This window comes from Micromonospora sp. MP36 (assembly GCF_008119785.1).
Taxonomy (GTDB): Bacteria; Actinomycetota; Actinomycetes; order Mycobacteriales; family Micromonosporaceae; genus Micromonospora.
Map to the genome: position 1 here is coordinate 1 of NZ_VSFA01000038.1, position 16024 is coordinate 16024.

Sequence of the window (16024 nt, forward strand, 5' to 3'; positions counted from 1 at the left end):
TCTTGAAGATTCAGTGGTCGTAGGCAGTGAGAGATCGCTTGACCGGGGCGTCGATGTTCCAGTTGTGCCAGATGGCGGCGGTCAGGGCCAAGAGGCGTTGCGCGACCCGGACGAACACGCCTGCCAGCGTTCGTCCGCCGTGGGCTTCCAGGTCGAGTTGGCCTTTCAGGGTGTCGAACACCGCCTCGACCCACTGCCGGACGCGGGCGAGTTTGCCGAACCGGGTGGGTTCGCCCTTGCGGTCGCGTGTCCAGATCAGCGTCCACGAACAGCTCCAGCAGCTCGACGTCGGGGTAAGCAACGCCGATCTTGGATACCCTCACCACGTCTACCCGGCAGCGACCGCCGGGTCGGACACCGCCACCGACCACATCACCGTCCTGGACGCGGCGTTGGAACAGATCCCGGACGCCCGTCTCGGATGCGCAGCGCCGCCCGCCAGTAGGCGAGATGCGGCCGTAATGGTGGTCAGGGCCGGCAGATCAGGCCGATGCGATGCAGAACATCACGCTTCTACCGCCGGACTGTATCGTATGACGTAGTAGAGGAGGTGTCGCGTGGTGCGTCGTGCGGACCAGTTGGCGTGGGGAAACCCGCCGCTGCTGATTCTCGGCAGCCTCGCGGGCGGGCCGAAGCACGGGTACGCGATCGTGCAGGACGTCCTCGAGCAAGCGGGGATCGAGCTGGGGCCGGGGACGCTGTATGGGGCCCTCGCGAGGCTGGAGGACCGCGGTCTGGTGGAGGCGTTGCCGGGCGACGAGCGCCGCCGGCCGTACCGGTTGACCGCGGCCGGAGCACAGGCGTTGTCGGAGCGGTTGACCGACATGTCGCGGTTCGCGCGCACCGGTCTCGCGCGGCTGTCGGCTGTACACCCGTGATCCGCCTACTGCTGGCCTGCTACCCGCCGTCGTTCCGCGAGCGGTACGGTGCCGAGTTGGCCGCGTTGGTCGAGGACACCGGCACCGGGCGACGCGTGTGCTGGGATCTCGCGGTGGGTGCGGCGGCGGCGTGGGTCCGCCCGAGGTTCACCGGGTCGCCGGACGAGCGGGTGCGCCTCCGCGTCCAGGCCGGGCTGTCGACCACCTGGGTGGCCTTGTGCCTCGGCATGCTGGCGGTGCCGATGGTGGCCCGGGCCCTGCTCGACCCGCCGGTGCCGGGTGCGACCGGCACGGTGCGAACGCTGGTGTGGGTTGCGTGGCTGGTGCTGCTGGCGGGCGGCGCCGTCGCGGCCGGGTGCGCGCTGCTGTTGGCCCGCCGGGTGCTGGTGCCGGCACTGCGATCCGGCAGGCGCCGGGTGTGGCGACCGCTGCTCCCCACGGTCGTCTTGCTGCTGCTCGACACGGCGGGTACGGGTGGCGTGTGGCTGCTGAGGCGCGGACACCCAGCGGCATGGCCGCACCCGTCCCCCGCGTTCGTGGCGGCGGTGCTCGGTTGGCTGGCCGGCCTGGCCGTCCTCGCCGGCGTCGGCGCGGCCGGCCCGCCGGTGACGCTGCGCCGGGCCGCACCACCGGTTGGCGTCATGCGACTGCCTGCCGTACTGGCGGTCGGTGTGACGACCGCGCTGACGGTGCTCGCCGTCGTGGAGGTGGCGGCGGTACTGCTGGCCGGCGACGGGCCGCTGGCGTTTGCTGGCGCGGCGACCGCGGTGCTGGCTGCCTGCGGCGCGCTGGTGAGCGCGGGCCGGACGGCCCCGGCCTTGCGGCGTTGACCTGAGTATCGTCTCACGTAGTATCGTCTCACGTAGTAACGAGACAGGGAGACGATGCATGGGCGAAGAACGCGTACGCCGGTTGTCGTGGTGGTGCGTGGGCTGCGCAGTCCTGTTCACCGCGTTCGTGGTGGCCACCACGCAGGTTCAGGCATTGCGGGCGCACAGCCCCTGGCAGGACGACCCGTACGACGTCGTCGTCTCCTTCACCCAACTGCTGGTGCCGGCTCTGGCCGTGGCGTTCGCGATTCGGATCGCCGCGGCACGGCAGGATCTGCTGCGTGGAGCCTGGGCGCTGGTGGGCATGGTCGCGGCGACCGCGGCGACCGACTGGGTCGCGGTCGGCCTACGGGTGCACGAGGACAGGTGGGGCGGCACGGGTCGGCTGCTGATCGCCGGGCTTGCCCTGGTCACGCTGGTCGCGCTGGCGGTCGCCGCGGCGATGTGGTGGGCCGGTAGGGGTACCCGCGTTCCGGCCGGTCCGGACTGGGTCGAGGACGTGCTGGTCGGCATTGGCGGCCTCGTTGCCCGGTGTGGCACCGCTGGCCGGGCAGCGGCGCGGGCACTCGACCGGGTACGGCGGGTAGTCGTCGGTGGCCGGCACGGGCTGCGCCGGCACCACTTGGCCACCGTGGTGCTCGCGAGCGTCGCCGTGTCGGCCTGGTTCACCGTGGCCGAGGCGCTCGGCGACGGCCTCGGCCCGCATCCCGCCGAGGCGGCGGCGATGCGGCTGCTGATCGGTACCGCCGGCATCGTCACCGCCCTCATCCCGCTCAACGCCTACCTCGGTGTGCTACGGCCGACCCGGTCGGCCGCGCCGGCGCGGCGGCCCGCGCTGGTATGCGCCGGATACGCGGCGATCGCGAGCGTGCCGGTCGCGGTCGGGTTCCGGGACGGCATCGGCGCCCTGGTCGACTTCCCCGTCACCGGCTGGGGCCGCCTCGCCGGCCTGATCGCGGCGATCGCGGTCCTTGCCGGGCTGGTCACCCTGCTGGCGCAGACCATCCGCCAGCGCCGGAGCCGCCTGGCCAAGGCGCTGGTGGCGGTGCCGCTGGCGCTGGTGCTGACGATCGTCGGCACGGTCGGCTACCTGGGTGTGCGGCACGTGCTGCCCCGGACCCTGCCGGCACCGACCGGGCCGTACCGAGTGGGCCGAACCACCTTCGACTGGACCGATACCGCTCGCACCGATCCGCTCGCCCCCGAACCTGGGCGGCAGCGCGAGCTGTCGGTCTGGGCGTGGTACCCCGCGCCGGCCGGCACCACCCAGCGGCCGGCACCGTACGCGCCCGGCCACTGGGCGAGAATGCTGCAGTTCGGGATCCTGGCCGGCCGCCTCGACGCGGTACGTACCCACTCGGTGGCCGACGCCCGGGTGGCCGACGGGCGGTTCCCCCTCGTGGTGCTCGAACCTGGATTGGGCCTGGCCGCGCCGCAGTTCAGCGCGCTCGCCGAAGACCTGGCCAGCCACGGCTACGTGGTCGCCGGTATCACGCCCACCTACAGCGCCAGCGTCACCGTCCTGCACGGACAGCCGGTCGGTCGCACCGCGGCCGGCAACCCGCCGGAGCTCAGCCGGGACGCCCTCGACCAGTTGGTGACGCTGTGGGCCGCCGACTTCCGCTTCGTCACCGGGCAGATGGCCGACGCCGGCGAGCTCCTCGCCGGCCACGTCGACGCGTCGCGGGTCGCCTACATCGGGCACTCCTTCGGCGGTGCCGCCGCCCTGCAGTCATGCCACGACGACCCCCGCTGCGCCGGCGCGGTCGACATGGACGGCACCCCCTACGGCACGGTCGTGCACCAGGGCCTGACCGCGCCGATGATGCTGCTCGGCACCCCGGGTGACTGCCTGGCCGGTGCCTGCCACCCCACCGACGCCACAGACCGCGACATCGACACCGCCAGCCGGACCCTGCGCGCCGCCAGCACCGGCCCAACTTTCCGGTACGAGGTCAGCGGCGCGAAACACTTCAACTTCACCGACTACGGCGCCTACTACATCCCGACACCCCTGCACGGACTGGCCCAACTCGGCCCGATCGACGGCGATCGCTGCCTGGCCGCGACCTCGGCCTATGTAACCGCATTCGCAGACCACGTGCTCCGGGACGGGCCCGCACCCCACCCAGACCCCCGCTACCCCGAAGTACAGCCAACATGACCACGCCGCGGCGTTGGCAGCGGGTATCGGCATACGGGCTCGCGCGACGCGAAAGCGCCGTGCTGATGGTCCGCATCGGCGACGACACGCACGGTGACGTCGACAAGTGGATGCTGCCGGGCGGCGGCGTAGACCACGGCGAGGATCCCGCCGATACGGTGGTGCGGGAGTTCGCCGAGGAGACCGGCTACCACGTTCAGGTCGATGCGCTGCTGGAGGTGGGCTCCGATCATCGGCTCCTTCCGAGCGGAGTCGACTTCCATGGAGTATTCGCGTTGTACGCCGTATCCGTCATCAGCGGGACGACCCGCGACGAGCCGGACGGTTCGACGACCGCACCAACCTGGGTCGGCGAATCGGACATCGCTCGATTGCCGATGCTCGTCGCGGTCCGGCACATGTTGCAACGTCACCTTCGGTAAGCGAGAGCCAGCCGGTATCCCCGGGCAGGCCGTTCGACTCAACTACCGTGGCGGCCGGGCGGGTGCAGGTGCCCGCTGTGCCGGGCGTTGCCCGCTCGACGGCAAAAGATTGGCCCGCCGGACCGGACCTATGTCGGTTCCGAGGCCGGCATGGCCAGTTGCAGCAGTGTCGGCGCGTGTCCCGTCGACAGGTAGCCCCGGCCGGGCCGGTCGGTGAAGTACTGGTCCGGTTCCAGGGCGACGTTGTGCGCCAGTGCCACCGCGCGGTTCTCCGGGGTGAGCAACAGGCGAAGCCCGGTGGTCATGACCGTGTTGATCAGGCGGGCGGCCGGGCCGGGAAAGCCGGTGAGCACCGGAGCGGCGTCCCCGGCCAGGACCAGGCCGCGCTCGCCCCGCGCTGCCGGATGCGCGATCTCCTCGAACAGCGTGGGCGTGCTGGTGAAGCCCTGCTCGGTGGGGAGCACGGCGAGGTGGTCAACGTCGTCGACGACCATCACGAACGGAACGCCGTCGAAGGCCGCGGCGGCCGCCCGCAGGTCGCTGTCCCTGATGGCCGCGCCGGTGAGCACCCGTACGCCCGGATCATCGGGGAGGAGACGCGGCAACGGTGACCGCGGTGGTGCGATCGCCAGGACACCCACCCCCCGCCTGGCCAACCCGTGCGAGACGGTGGCGGCGGCGGTGCTGCGACCGGCCCCCGACGGCCCGGAGATCAGGAGCAGGTGGGGCCCGGTCTCGAAGAAGTCGACACCGACAGTCACGTCGTCCGCGCCGACGCCGAGGGGGATCCACGTGGCGGACGGCGGCGGTTCGGGCAGGGACAGCTCTCCGAGGGTCACCCGGACGGGCAGGGCGGGGAACCGCAACGGGAAGCGTGCCGGGTCGACGCCCGGAGCGACGTCCTGGGTGTCCTCGATGAGTTGCGCGACAGACCGCGTCGGCCGACAGATCTGGAGATGACATCCGGTGGCGGCGTCGATCGCCCGCCCGGGCAGGACCGACGGGCTCGCCATCGCGGCGCTGAGGTGCGCGCGCCGGGTGTCCTCTTTCGGGAAGGGCAGCAGCAACCGCCGGTTGTACAGGCGCGGCAGCTTGTGGTTGAGCATGTCCTCGCCGCCGAGCGGTACGACGTGCACTCCGAGCGGGGCGCCGGCGCTGACGACTCCCCGCAGCGTGGTGAGCAGGGCGGTTTCCACGAAGTCCGGGTTGCCATGGTCCTCGAAGTGTTCCCATCCGTCGATGACCACCACGATCCTGGGCGACGGTACGCCGTCGGCACCGGGACTGGCCGCGCCGCGTCGGCGGACCTCCTGACCCAGCCAGGTGATCAGGCGGCGGATCCGATCGGGGTCCGCCGGCGTGAACACCCCGCCGCAGTGCGGAAGGTCGGCGTAGTCGGCCAACCCGCCGGGGTGACGCTCGACGACGTAGAAGTGCGCCTGGTCGGGCCCGAACCGGGTGACCAGGCTGGTGATCAGGGCCCGGGCGAAGGTGGTACGCCCCGACTGTGGACCGCCGGCGACCAGCAACCGGTCGGCGGCGGCGAGGTCGAGGAACTCCGCCGGCTGCGCCTGCCGCCCGGGCTCGTCCGCCAAGCCGAAGGGCACCGCGGTGACGGGCGGCGCCACGGTCTGCCGTCGGGTCAGGTCGGCCAGGGTCAGCGTCGCGGGCAGTGCTGGCAGCAGCGGCCGGAAGGGGGCGGACAGGCCGGCGGACCCGGCGGCGTCCCGGACCGCCGCGATCGCCAACTCCTGGTCGGTCGGGCCGTCCCCGGCCGGGGCGCCGGCGGCGGGGCGCGGTGCGCCGAGGTCCGCCCGGTCGAGGGTACGGACGGTGACGGGGCTGGCGCCGGAGGGCGGCGGCTCGCCGAGGTAGCCGGACTGGAACTCCTGCGGCACGCGGGTCTCGCCCGTCGTGCAGAAGATCATCCCGCGGCCCCGCCGGGTGCCGGGAATCGCGGCCGCGTCCGGCACGCCGAGCACCTCGGTGCTGTCGGCCGCCTCGTTCTGCCGCAGGCTGATCCGCAGCGAGACGTTGTTCTTCAGCTCCGGCGAGAGCTTGCCCTGCAACGACTGCGTGGCCAGCACGAGGTGCATGCCGAGGGAGCGCCCCTTGGCTGCGACGTTCACCAGTTCCCGGACGAAGTCGGGTGCGGTGTCGAGCACCCGGGCGAACTCGTCGAAGATCATCACCAGTCGCGGCAACGGCGGCAGGTCCGCTCCGGCGCGACGCCTGTCCCAGTACCGGTCGATCTCGCCTTCGTAGCGGGCCAACAGCGACTCGCGCCGGCTCACCTCGGCGCGGATGGACGCCAGCACCCGAGCCGCGGCGGCGTCGTCGAAGACGTCGGCGGCACTCTCCCCGGTGGACCTGATCAGCGCGATGACGTGGGGACAGCCCTCGAACGGCAGGAAGGCGCTGCCGCCCTTGAAGTCCACCAGGACCAGGTTCAGCTCGTCCGGCCGGTTGGCCAGCAGCAACGCGGTGACCAGCGTCTGCAGCAGGACACTCTTGCCCGCTCCGGTCGCTCCGCCGAGCATGGTGTGTGGGCCCTGCCCGGCCAGGTCGACGTGCACCGGCCCGCGGGCGTCCGCGCCCAGGATCACCCGGGTACGCGGTCCCCGGCCCTCGCCCCACAGCGCGAGCACGTCGTTCGCACTCGGCACGCCCACTCCGAGCAGGTCGAGCAGGCGTACCCGGTCGGGAATGGCGTGGTGCGCCGCAGCCAGGGTGGCTCGGTCCCGCATCGGCGCCAGCGCGCGGGCGAGGTGTTCGGCGCTGGCCTCGTCGAGCGTGTGCGCCTGCGTCCTGACGCGCGGCTCGCCGGGCCCACGGGTGAGCGTCGCCATGCGGGGGCCGACCTCGCACAGGCCCCGGCACTCGTTCATGCCATGCCGGTCGGCGCAGATCAGGTACACCCCGACGGCCGGACCGTCGCGCAGCACCTCGTCCATGCCCGGCAGCTCGCGCAGCGCCAGCGCGCCGTCCAGGACGACGACCACCTCGTCGCCGGTCCGGGCGGCCGCGTCCGGCCCCCGATCGGCGCGGCGGGCGGCGACCAGCTGGCGCAGCTCGGCCACGCGGGCCGATCGGGTCTGCGGGGTGTTGCCGATCCGGCACGGCACGGGCCCCCCGGCGCCGGCGTCGAGGTGCGGCAGCCAGCGGATCCAGTCCAGCCGGTCGGCACCACCGGCCGTGATCAGGAACAGTCGCAGGTCGTCGGGGCCGCGCAGGGTGGCCAGTTGGATCAGCAGCCAGCGCAGCATGCCGTCGACGGGTTCGGCGGCGCCCACGACGCCGAGCACGCCGGTGGTCCGCAGGTCCACGGTCACCGGGACGGCGCGTACCGTCGGCGTCTCGAAGCCGGGCCACGGCTCGCCGCGCGCGGTCACCGCGGCCGGCTGGTCGGCGGTGCCGATCCGCAGGGTGAGCCCGTACGGTGAGTCGGCGCGGCGGGTCCACAGGTCGGCGCGTTCGCCGGTGGCCGTCTCGGCTATCTCCGTGGGGCCGGGTGCGAGCAGCCGGCGGACGCGCTGCTCCGCCGACACCTGCTCGCTGATCTGCTCCTCGACGGTCTTCTTCGCGGCCGTGAAGGCCTGCTTCCGTTTCGTGCTCTGGAGATCCTCCGACGAGCTCATGACGAGATAGCCGATGACGGCTGCCGCCGCGCCCAGCCAGAGCAGGGGTTGCTGCAGCAGCAGCGCCGCCACCACGGCGACCCCCGCGCCGAGCAGGGTCATCGGGGCGTTGCCCCGCACCGGAGGCTGCTGCACCGGGAAGGTCACCTCGATGCTCGGCACGGCCGGCGCGGCGGCGAAGGCCCGGTCGAAGTCGAGTCTGCCGTCGGGGGCGCGGACCGCCCGGAGCCTGCCGGCCGGGGTGGGGGTCCACCGCAGCTCGTCGGCGCCCAGCCGGAGCAGGCGCCGGGGCGTCAGTCGGGTCGGTGCGGTGATGCGTACCCCGCCGACGAAGGTGCCGTTGCTGGAACCGGCGTCCACGACTTCAGCGGTGCCGTCGTCGTGGACCACCAGCTCGGCGTGGGCCTGCCGGGAGACGTCCCGGTCCCGCAGCGGCACGGGAGCCTTCGAGCTTCGGGCGATGAGGTGCCGGCCAGGCCCCAGGGCGACGGCGAGACCGACGTCCGGGCCGCTCAGCACCTCCAGCACGCCGGCGGCGTTCGCACCCCCGGCGGGACGACCGGTCGGCCCGGGCTCGCCCACGCTGATGATCGACCCGGGTACGAGCGGTGTGTCCGCGAGGCTGGCCCGGGGATCCAGCGGGACCGCGCCGACGAAGCAGGGCCGTCCGTCGACGGGCAGCGGGAGCGCCGCGAGCAGGGCGGCGACACTGCTCCGCGGGGCCGCCGTGACCTCGATGTCCTGGCTGCTACCGGTGGCTGGATCGTGGACCGTCAGGCGGAGGATCATCGTCAGTGCTCCGGCGCGAAGGTCCATACCCGCAGCCCGTCGTCGCTGGCGCACGCCACGGCCCGCCCGTCCGACCGCATCGCCAGCGAGTCACAGCGGGGAACGCTCCACCGGAACAGGTTCGTCTCCAGGACCTGCGCCGTGCGGCCGGTGCGGATGTGCCACACCTGGATCCGCTCCCAAGTGCCGGTGGCGAACAGATCGCCGGGCCCGAAGGCGGCGGCGTAGATGGAATCCCCGTCGCCGCGGAGGGTGGCGAGGATCTGGTCGGTGCCGGCGTCCCGGATCAGGACGGAGTGGTCGTTCTGGACCGTGGCCATCGGGCCGAAGACACCGTTCGGACGCACCTCGCGACCGCTCGTCGTCTGCCAGGCGTGCCGGGCGGCCTGACTGTCGACCCCGAGCAGGACCCGGCTGTCCGTGCTGAACCGGATGACCTCGACATTGGCGTCGTCCAGGAGGCGCTTGCCGAGGTTGTTCAGCCGCCACATCCCGACGTCCCCGATGTCGTTGATGGCCGCCAGCGTGGCACCATCGGGACTGATCGCCAGCCGCTCGATCCCGAGCTTGAGCTCACTGTCGTCCATCGCGACGGTGGCGGTGGCGCGCGCGGCCGTGATGTTCCACAGTTTGATGACCCCGTTGTCGTCCCCGCTGATCAGTAGCTTTCCGTCGGGGCTGAAGGCCAGCGCGGTGACGTCGTCGGAGTGACCGGAAAGCAGGGCGGTCTTCTGCCGGGTTGCCGGGTTCCACACCGTGATCGTCCGGTCGGCGCCGCTGGCCAGCGCCGTCCCGGCTGGGTTGTAGGCGACCACGGCTGTCTCCTCCTCCGCGAGGGTGACCAGATCCGCGTTCTGGTGCCGGTAGTAGAGGGTGCCGGCGATCAGGGCCAGGACGGCCAGGATCCAGAACACCGACCCGTCCCGCCGGGGACCGACCAGACGACTGTCCCGAGGGGTGTCACCCCCGGTCGGGCCGGTGAGAGTGACGCCGTCCGGGACGGCGGCGTGGATCGCCTCCGCCACATCGTCCGGGCCGGCGTCGACGTCGCCCAGCGTGTACACGACGCGGCCGTCGACGCCGCGCCGTAGGAACCCCTTGAACGGGGCCGCCGAAATCACCGTGGCCGGGGCGGTGGAGTTCGGGCGTACGATCACCCTGCTCCGCTCGGCGGTGGCGCCGGATGGCGCGATGACGACCTCGTCGATGTGTTTCCAACGCAGCACCGTGTCGACGGGCGGCTGCCCCGGCTTTCGCACGGCCCCTTTGAAGACCAGGCCCGACTCGGTGACTTCGAACCGCCCGCGGAACGAGGGGCGGATCGTGCTCGTCACCACGACCCAGGCGAGGAGGAGGGGGATCATGACGGTGGTGAACAGGGGTGCCCCCAGCGTGGCGTGCAGCAGCAGCCAGCCGGCCGTCCCGAACAGCGCGAACGTGACCACCCCGACCAGGCGGTTCCGGTGGCGGACCGACGCCGGCAGGACCACGGCGAATCCCTCCTCCGGGCTCCGCGCGGCTGCGGCTCGCTGGCGTGGAACCGGTCCGGTGCCGGTCGCAGCGTGGAGGTTCGTGGGGTCCTGCTCCCATGCCGCTCCGGGCTCTGGAGACCCCGGTTGCTCGCCGGGCGTCGCGACGCGCGTCGGGTCGGGCGGCGCGTCGGCGAGGATCGCGCCGGCCAGCAGGTCGCGGGCCTGCTGGAGGGACATCCGGTCGGCCGGCTCGCGGACGAGGAGGCCGGCGATCACGGTGGCGAGCGGCGGGTCGCAGCGGACCGCCGGCAGGTCCGCGTAGAGGACCGCGTGGATGGTCGCCGCGGTGGAGTCCCGTTCGAACGGTCCGACACCGTTGACGGCCTGCCACAGGGTCACCCCCACCGCCCACAGGTCCGTCTCGGGGGTGGGCTGCCCGCCATGGAACAGCTCTGGCGCGAGGTAGCCGGTCGAACCCATCACCCCGTCGCGGGTCAGCCGCGTGTCGTCGGCGGCCTGGGCGATGCCGAAGTCGACGAGCTTCACCCCGTCGCCATCGAGCACCATGATGTTGCTCGGCTTGATGTCCCGGTGCACCACGCCGTTCGCGTGGGCGGCGGTCAGCGCCTCCAGGATCCGCACCGCCATCGCGCTGACCCGGGTCGGCGGCAGCGGGCCCTCCCGGTGCAGGACGTCGGCGAGAGTGGGCGCCTGCACCAACTCGGAGACGATGTAGACCGCCTCGTCGTCCGCTTCGGCGGGGACCAGGTCGTGGATGGCGACCACGCCGGGGTGGTTGATCCGCCCGGCCGTACGCGCCTCGCGCAGCGCCCGCTCCCCGAACAGTGCCCGCTCCGCCGGCGGAAGGCCCGCCGGTGGGCGTACCTCCTTGACGGCGACCGCCCGGCCGATCAGCTCGTCGGTCGCCCGCCAGACCACGCCCATCCCACCGCGACCCAGCACCTCGGTGAGCCGGTAGCGCCCCGCCACGAGGTGCTCCGACGCCCGGGACTCCTGCACACCCACCCCTTGCCGCGAAGCCGTAAAGTCACTGTGGACAGTATCGGGCACGGGGTGACGGCAGGGGTCCCCCCGACCGCGGGCACCACCCACCCGCCGGGGGAGAAGGGGCGACGGACGGATGGCGGAACGGTTCGCTGTCGACCCGGACGGGGTGCGGCGCCTGGCGCGAGAGCTGGCGGCCGTCCGGTCCGACGCCGACGCCGACGCCACCCGGCAGGGCCTCGACGGCCCCCTGTCCGCCGGCTCCGCGGCGGTGGAGGAGGCGGTGCGGGCTTTCGCGAGCGCCGCGACGAAGGCCCACGCCGAGCTGTACGGGTCGGTGGACCGCCTGGCGCGCTGGCTGGACGAGGTCGCCGCCGGGCAGTTCTCCATCGACCGGATGTTGGGTGACCACGTCTCGCCCGGCCACCTCAACCCAAGGAGCGACCGATGACCGATGTGAACGTCGGCTACGACGGCCTGCAGCGAGCCGCCGCCCAGCTCAGGACCGGGCAGCAGGACATGACCCAGCGACTCCAGGCGCTCAAGTCCATGATCGACCAACTGGTCGGCAGCGAGTTCCGCACCCAGCTCGCCTCCGGCCGGTTCCAGGACTCGTACCAGCAGTGGTCCACCGGCGCGCAGAACATGATCGATGGCTTGGAGGGCATGTCGACCTTCCTCAACGAGGTCGTCCGGGAATACCAGGACCTGGACAACCGGCTCGCCGGCGGCCTCGGTTGAGCCTTCCCGGCGGGGAGAACTGGGCCGTCCTCGACCTCACCGAGGATCCCACCCCCGGGTCGCCGGAGCAGGTCCGGGCGCTGGCCGGGCAGTTCCGGCAGCGGGCCGAGCAGGCGCAGCGGCACACCCAGCGACTCCACGGGGTCGCCACCGAGCGGGCCGGCCTGCGGCTCTGGGGCGACTACGCGGAGATCCTCGACGGAAAGCTCGGGACGCTCCCCCGGTATGCCGATCACCTCGGCGCGGCGTACCACGCCTGCGCCGGCGCCATGACAACCTACGCACAGGAGCTGGATCAGGCCCGGGCCGCGTCCCGGGCCGCCCTGCGACAGGGCAGCCAGGCGGACGAGCGTTACCGACAATTGCTGGCCACGTTCGCCTCGGTGGTGCCGCTGAGGTTCACCGGCACCGGCCTCTGGCGCGGGCTGGACGCGGCCACCGCGGCACAGCTCAGCGCCCAACACGGACCGTCGATACAGCAGTGGGCGGTCGCCGTTGGCCGAAACGCCGGCATGTGCGAGTCCGAACGGAAGCTGGCCCGCGGCGGCGCCGAACAGGCTGGCTACTTCCACCGCGATGCCGCGGCCCGCTGCGCCGCGCGGATCCTCGCCGCGGTGCACGACCTACCCGCCGACCAGTCCGGGCACACCGCGAACCCGGCCGGTGGGGGCCGGGTGAGCTCCGCGGACCAGCGGCGTCTCGACGGGCTTCGGGCGGCGCTGACGGACGACCCGGAGGCGCTGGACGCGCTGGAGACCGTGATCGCGAAGCTCGGACCGCGGGTGGCAGGCGAGCGCCTGGTCAAGGCCCAGGCGAACGGCGCATTGGGGCGGGCGGCGACCGGTCTGGCGAAGAAGCTCCGGGACTGGACCGACCTCACCGAGGAGGAGCGGAGGCGAGTCGGTGTCTGGCTCCGCAACGCGGAGACGGTGCAGCGGAAGATCGCCGAACTCGACCGGAGGTTCCCCGACGCCAGCAAGGCAGGCGGATTCGAGGGTGTGAAGAGTGAGTTCCGGGATCTCCGCGGGAAGCTCGACGTCATGCTGAGGGACGCCCGGGAGTTCAACCCGCGGATCGGTGACCGCATCCTGACGATGGAGTGGGAGGTCGACGTGGCGCTCGCCCACCCCGACGTGCGGGCCGTGTCGATCAACGTCAAGCGGCGCGGATACAGCAAGCAGGAAGTCGACGTGGTCGGATACCGGGACGGGCGATTCGAGTTCATCGACGCCAAGCGGAAACATCTGGTCGACGTCGGCGACGTCGACGAGGCCTGGACGCAGTTGGAAAAGCAGTTGGGCGTGGCAGCGGATCCCGATCCGAACTGGCCCGTCCAGTACCCGAACCCCCGGATCATCTACTACCCGAAGAACGGGATCACCCCGGAGGCGGCGGAGGAGCTGGAGAGACGCGTCGGGCCGGGCGGCCGGCGGGTGCGGGTCCTCGGGCCCCGGATCGACGGAGCAGGACGATGACCGAGTGGCGGGACGCGTCGGTCTTCTTCCTCCGTACGGCCCCGCCGGACGACGAACGGTGGCTGCGCGGACTGTCGGAAGTCATCGACCTTCGGTCGGACGGCCTGGTGTTCGAGGAGCGGGAGCGGCTCCTCCACTGCGAGTGGAACGGTCTCAGCTCCCGGGCGCAGCTGGTCGACGGCCCGGCCGGCGACATCCTCGTCATCAGCTACTTCAGCCGCGACTTCCACTCTGACATCGCCGAGCAGCCGGACCGGTGGCGCGACTTCTGTCTGCTGTTCGCCGGAGCCTGCCGGGCGCTCTCCCCCACCGCCGCGGTGGCCCTCGGCACCATCTCCGACGACGTGCTGACCGACGTCCGGCAGTTCGCGGCGGTGGCTGCCGAAGAAGAGGTCACCCGGCTGCGGGCCCAGCCCTACGCGCTGCTGTACCTGGGCCCCGAACTTCAGCGGGCGGCGCGGGAGCAGGACCCCTCGTGGGAGGTCGTCGCACACGAACTCGACGACGGCGGCGGCATCACCTCCGGCTGGGCGTACGACGAATTCCCCGAGTGAGGGCCGGCATCGGTAGGGTTGATCACCATGGCGCGGATCCGGTGTGACTTCTTCTCCGAGGCGCTCGGCATGGGCACGTCGATGACGGTGCTGCTGCCGGAGCGGGCCGCCACGCAGATCGGCATGGCCGGCAGCGTCACCGTCGGCGATCCGCCGGTGCTCTACCTGCTGCACGGGCTGAGCGACGACGACACGATCTGGACCCGGCGCACCTCGATCGAGCGGTACGTGGCGCCGCTCGGGCTGGCCGTGGTGATGCCGCAGGCCGGGCGGAGCTTCTACACCGACGAAGCGCACGGCAACCGCTACTGGACCTTCCTCAGCGAGGAACTGCCCCGGGTCTGCCACTCGTTCTTCCGCCTCTCGGACCGGCGGGCGGACACCTTCGTCGCCGGCCTGTCGATGGGCGGCTACGGGGCGGTGAAGTGGGCGCTGCGCGAGCCGGGCCGGTTCGCGGCCGCGGCCAGCCTCTCCGGGGCGCTGGACGTCAGCCGGCGGCGGGCGCACCCGACCAGCCCGGTGAACCCGGCGGTGTGGCACACCGTGTGGGGCGACCGGGAGGTGACGGGCACCGACGACGACACGGTGGCGCTGCTGGAGCGCGCCGGCGACGACCTGCCCGCGCTCTACGTCGCCTGCGGCACCGAGGACTTCCTGTACGAGGACAACGTCCGCTTCGTCGACACGGCCCGCCGCCGCGGGACGCCGGTCACCGTGGACTTCTCCCCCGGCGACCACGACTGGGCGTACTGGGACGCGAAGATCCAGGACGTGCTGGCCTGGCTGCCGCTGCGCCGCGACCTCACCGGCTGACCGGCGCGGGTCTACGGGTCAGACGCCGACTGACCCGTCGATGGCCTCGCGGAGGAAGTCGGCGTGTCCGTTGTGCCGGGCGTACTCGTGCATCATGTGCAGCATCACCAGGCGCAGGGAGACGTCCTCCTGCCAGCGCGCGTTGTAGGCGGTGACGTCGAGCGACTCGGCCTCCCGCTCGATGCGGCGGGCGTGCTCCACCTCCCGCTGCCACGCCTCGAACGCCGCCGACCGGTCGGCGGAGCTCGCGTCGTACGCCTCCTGGAAGTCGCCGCTGTCCGACCAGACCAGCGGAATGTCCTCGCCGTTGATCACCCGGCGGAACCAGGTGCGCTCCACCTCGGCCATGTGCCGGACCAGGCCGAGCAGCGACAGCGTCGAGGGCGGTGACGACTGCCGGCGCAGCTCCTCGTCGGTGAGCCCCTCGCACTTCATGGCCAGGGTGGCCCGGTGAAAGTCGAGGAACGCGCGCAGCATCTCCCGCTCCCCGGCCAGCAGCGGCGGGCCGATCCGTTCGGTCTCCACGGGATTCCTTCCTCGCAGGCAGGCCGCCTGCTCGTGGTTGCTTGGCAGTGGTCGACGGCGAGCCTACGAGTTAAGTCGCAACTGGTCGAGGCGGTGTTGTAGATCGCGACGGCGGCGCCGATCACGTGGTCGATCTGGTCGCCGCGGCGGCGGATCTGCCGCAGCATCTGCCAGTCCTTGAGCCGGGCTATGACGTGTTCGGCGGTGGCGCGGCGACGGCGGTGCTGTCGCCAGGCGTCGTCCCGGATGATCCGGCGGTTCTGGTGGCGGGTGGGTGTGGTCACAGCGGACCGGTAGGCGCCATCGCCAAGGGTGCTGTGGCGCCGCGGCGAGCAGGCCGGGTTGCGCGCGGGCGACGACGGTGTCGTTCCGGTTTCCCGGCCGACGCCTGCGGCAACCACGCTTCGGTCGCAGCGGCGGACGACCACCTGCAGGTTCACGCTGCGTCGGTAGTTCTTCGATGGCGTTGCAGGTGCCGCAGGGCCCGCATGACCATCGTCTGGCTGATGCGGAACACGGCGGCGAGCATCCGGGTTGTCAGGTTCGTGCGTACCGCCGCGTAGGTGACGAGGATGCGGTCGGTGAGGGACAGCTTCTGCGGCCGGCCGGTCGTGGGTGGTAGCGCTGCGGCGACACGGACGGCGAGAGCCGACAGTTGCGGGCCGGTCAGGCTGGTGAGACCGGGTTCTGGTAGCGGTGGCTGATGCACATGTGCGGA

13 protein-coding genes and 1 pseudogene are annotated in these 16024 nt (G+C 72.3%); 9 read left to right on the top strand and 5 right to left on the bottom strand.

Translation table 11 applies throughout. The features are described from left to right. Window positions 1-10 precede the first annotated feature (10 nt). Window positions 11-244, bottom strand: a pseudogene (locus tag FXF52_RS22885) (IS982 family transposase); the annotation flags it as partial. 313 nt (window positions 245-557) lie between these two features. On the opposite strand from FXF52_RS22885, the gene FXF52_RS22890 reads away from it, so the two are divergent. From FXF52_RS22890 to FXF52_RS22905, 4 genes are read left to right on the top strand one after another with little or no spacing between them, the layout of a single operon-like run. Then, on the top strand, window positions 558-878 hold the full coding sequence (locus FXF52_RS22890) for a PadR family transcriptional regulator (RefSeq protein ID WP_255472235.1): 321 nt from the start codon (window positions 558-560) through the stop codon (window positions 876-878). Next, window positions 875-1708: a hypothetical protein gene (locus FXF52_RS22895; protein WP_148799867.1), complete on the top strand. Its 834-nt coding sequence runs from the start codon at window positions 875-877 to the stop codon at window positions 1706-1708. The genes FXF52_RS22890 and FXF52_RS22895 overlap by 4 nt, the downstream gene beginning before the upstream one ends. Window positions 1709-1766: 58 nt before the next feature. After that, on the top strand, window positions 1767-3872 hold the full coding sequence (locus FXF52_RS22900) for a hypothetical protein (protein WP_222870619.1): 2106 nt from the start codon (window positions 1767-1769) through the stop codon (window positions 3870-3872). After that, a complete protein-coding gene (locus FXF52_RS22905) occupies window positions 3869-4294 on the top strand; it encodes an NUDIX hydrolase (protein WP_148799869.1) in 426 nt (141 codons plus the stop codon). The genes FXF52_RS22900 and FXF52_RS22905 overlap by 4 nt, the downstream gene beginning before the upstream one ends. Window positions 4295-4422: 128 nt before the next feature. On the opposite strand, the gene FXF52_RS22910 is transcribed toward FXF52_RS22905, so the two are convergent. After that, window positions 4423-8721 carry an FtsK/SpoIIIE domain-containing protein gene (locus FXF52_RS22910; protein WP_148799871.1) on the bottom strand — a complete coding sequence of 1433 codons (4299 nt, stop codon included), beginning with the start codon at window positions 8719-8721 and terminating at the stop codon, window positions 4423-4425. Between the two features lie 2 nt (window positions 8722-8723). Further along, the gene (locus FXF52_RS22915; RefSeq protein ID WP_187413644.1) at window positions 8724-11213 is read right to left on the bottom strand and encodes a WD40 repeat domain-containing serine/threonine protein kinase; all 2490 of its coding nucleotides are present in this window, start codon (window positions 11211-11213) and stop codon (window positions 8724-8726) included. A gap of 121 nt (window positions 11214-11334) precedes the next feature. Between FXF52_RS22915 and FXF52_RS41785 the strand changes: the two genes are divergently transcribed. The 5 genes from FXF52_RS41785 to FXF52_RS22935 are packed head-to-tail and all read left to right on the top strand — an operon-like array spanning window position 11335 to window position 14781. Beyond that, window positions 11335-11649: a hypothetical protein gene (locus FXF52_RS41785; RefSeq protein ID WP_187413645.1), complete on the top strand. Its 315-nt coding sequence runs from the start codon at window positions 11335-11337 to the stop codon at window positions 11647-11649. Continuing rightward, entirely contained in the window at window positions 11646-11939 is a 294-nt protein-coding gene (locus tag FXF52_RS22920; protein WP_148799876.1) for a WXG100 family type VII secretion target, read from the top strand. The genes FXF52_RS41785 and FXF52_RS22920 overlap by 4 nt, the downstream gene beginning before the upstream one ends. Further along, on the top strand, window positions 11936-13414 hold the full coding sequence (locus FXF52_RS22925) for a hypothetical protein (protein ID WP_148799878.1): 1479 nt from the start codon (window positions 11936-11938) through the stop codon (window positions 13412-13414). Before FXF52_RS22920 ends, FXF52_RS22925 begins: the two co-directional genes overlap by 4 nt. Further along, window positions 13411-13968, top strand: coding sequence for a hypothetical protein (locus FXF52_RS22930; RefSeq protein ID WP_148799880.1), 558 nt, complete (start codon window positions 13411-13413; stop codon window positions 13966-13968). Before FXF52_RS22925 ends, FXF52_RS22930 begins: the two co-directional genes overlap by 4 nt. A 27-nt stretch (window positions 13969-13995) precedes the next feature. Further along, window positions 13996-14781 carry an alpha/beta hydrolase family protein gene (locus FXF52_RS22935; protein ID WP_148799882.1) on the top strand — a complete coding sequence of 262 codons (786 nt, stop codon included), beginning with the start codon at window positions 13996-13998 and terminating at the stop codon, window positions 14779-14781. An 18-nt stretch (window positions 14782-14799) separates the two neighbouring features. Here the strand turns inward: FXF52_RS22935 and FXF52_RS22940 are convergent, their stop codons facing one another. Continuing rightward, entirely contained in the window at window positions 14800-15306 is a 507-nt protein-coding gene (locus FXF52_RS22940; protein ID WP_148799884.1) for a DinB family protein, read from the bottom strand. Window positions 15307-15742: 436 nt separating this feature from the next. Further along, complete coding sequence (locus FXF52_RS22945) at window positions 15743-16015, bottom strand: transposase family protein (protein ID WP_148799886.1); 273 nt, start codon at window positions 16013-16015, stop codon at window positions 15743-15745. Window positions 16016-16024: the final 9 nt, after the last annotated feature.

Coding starts and splice junctions, on each gene's coding strand:
- FXF52_RS41785 (WP_187413645.1), top strand. CDS start 11,335: ATGGCGGAACGGTTCGCTGTCGACCCGGACGGGGTGCGGCGCCTGGCG.
- FXF52_RS22910 (WP_148799871.1), bottom strand. CDS start 8,721: ATGATCCTCCGCCTGACGGTCCACGATCCAGCCACCGGTAGCAGCCAG.
- FXF52_RS22920 (WP_148799876.1), top strand. CDS start 11,646: ATGACCGATGTGAACGTCGGCTACGACGGCCTGCAGCGAGCCGCCGCC.
- FXF52_RS22935 (WP_148799882.1), top strand. CDS start 13,996: ATGGCGCGGATCCGGTGTGACTTCTTCTCCGAGGCGCTCGGCATGGGC.
- FXF52_RS22930 (WP_148799880.1), top strand. CDS start 13,411: ATGACCGAGTGGCGGGACGCGTCGGTCTTCTTCCTCCGTACGGCCCCG.
- FXF52_RS22905 (WP_148799869.1), top strand. CDS start 3,869: ATGACCACGCCGCGGCGTTGGCAGCGGGTATCGGCATACGGGCTCGCG.
- FXF52_RS22900 (WP_222870619.1), top strand. CDS start 1,767: ATGGGCGAAGAACGCGTACGCCGGTTGTCGTGGTGGTGCGTGGGCTGC.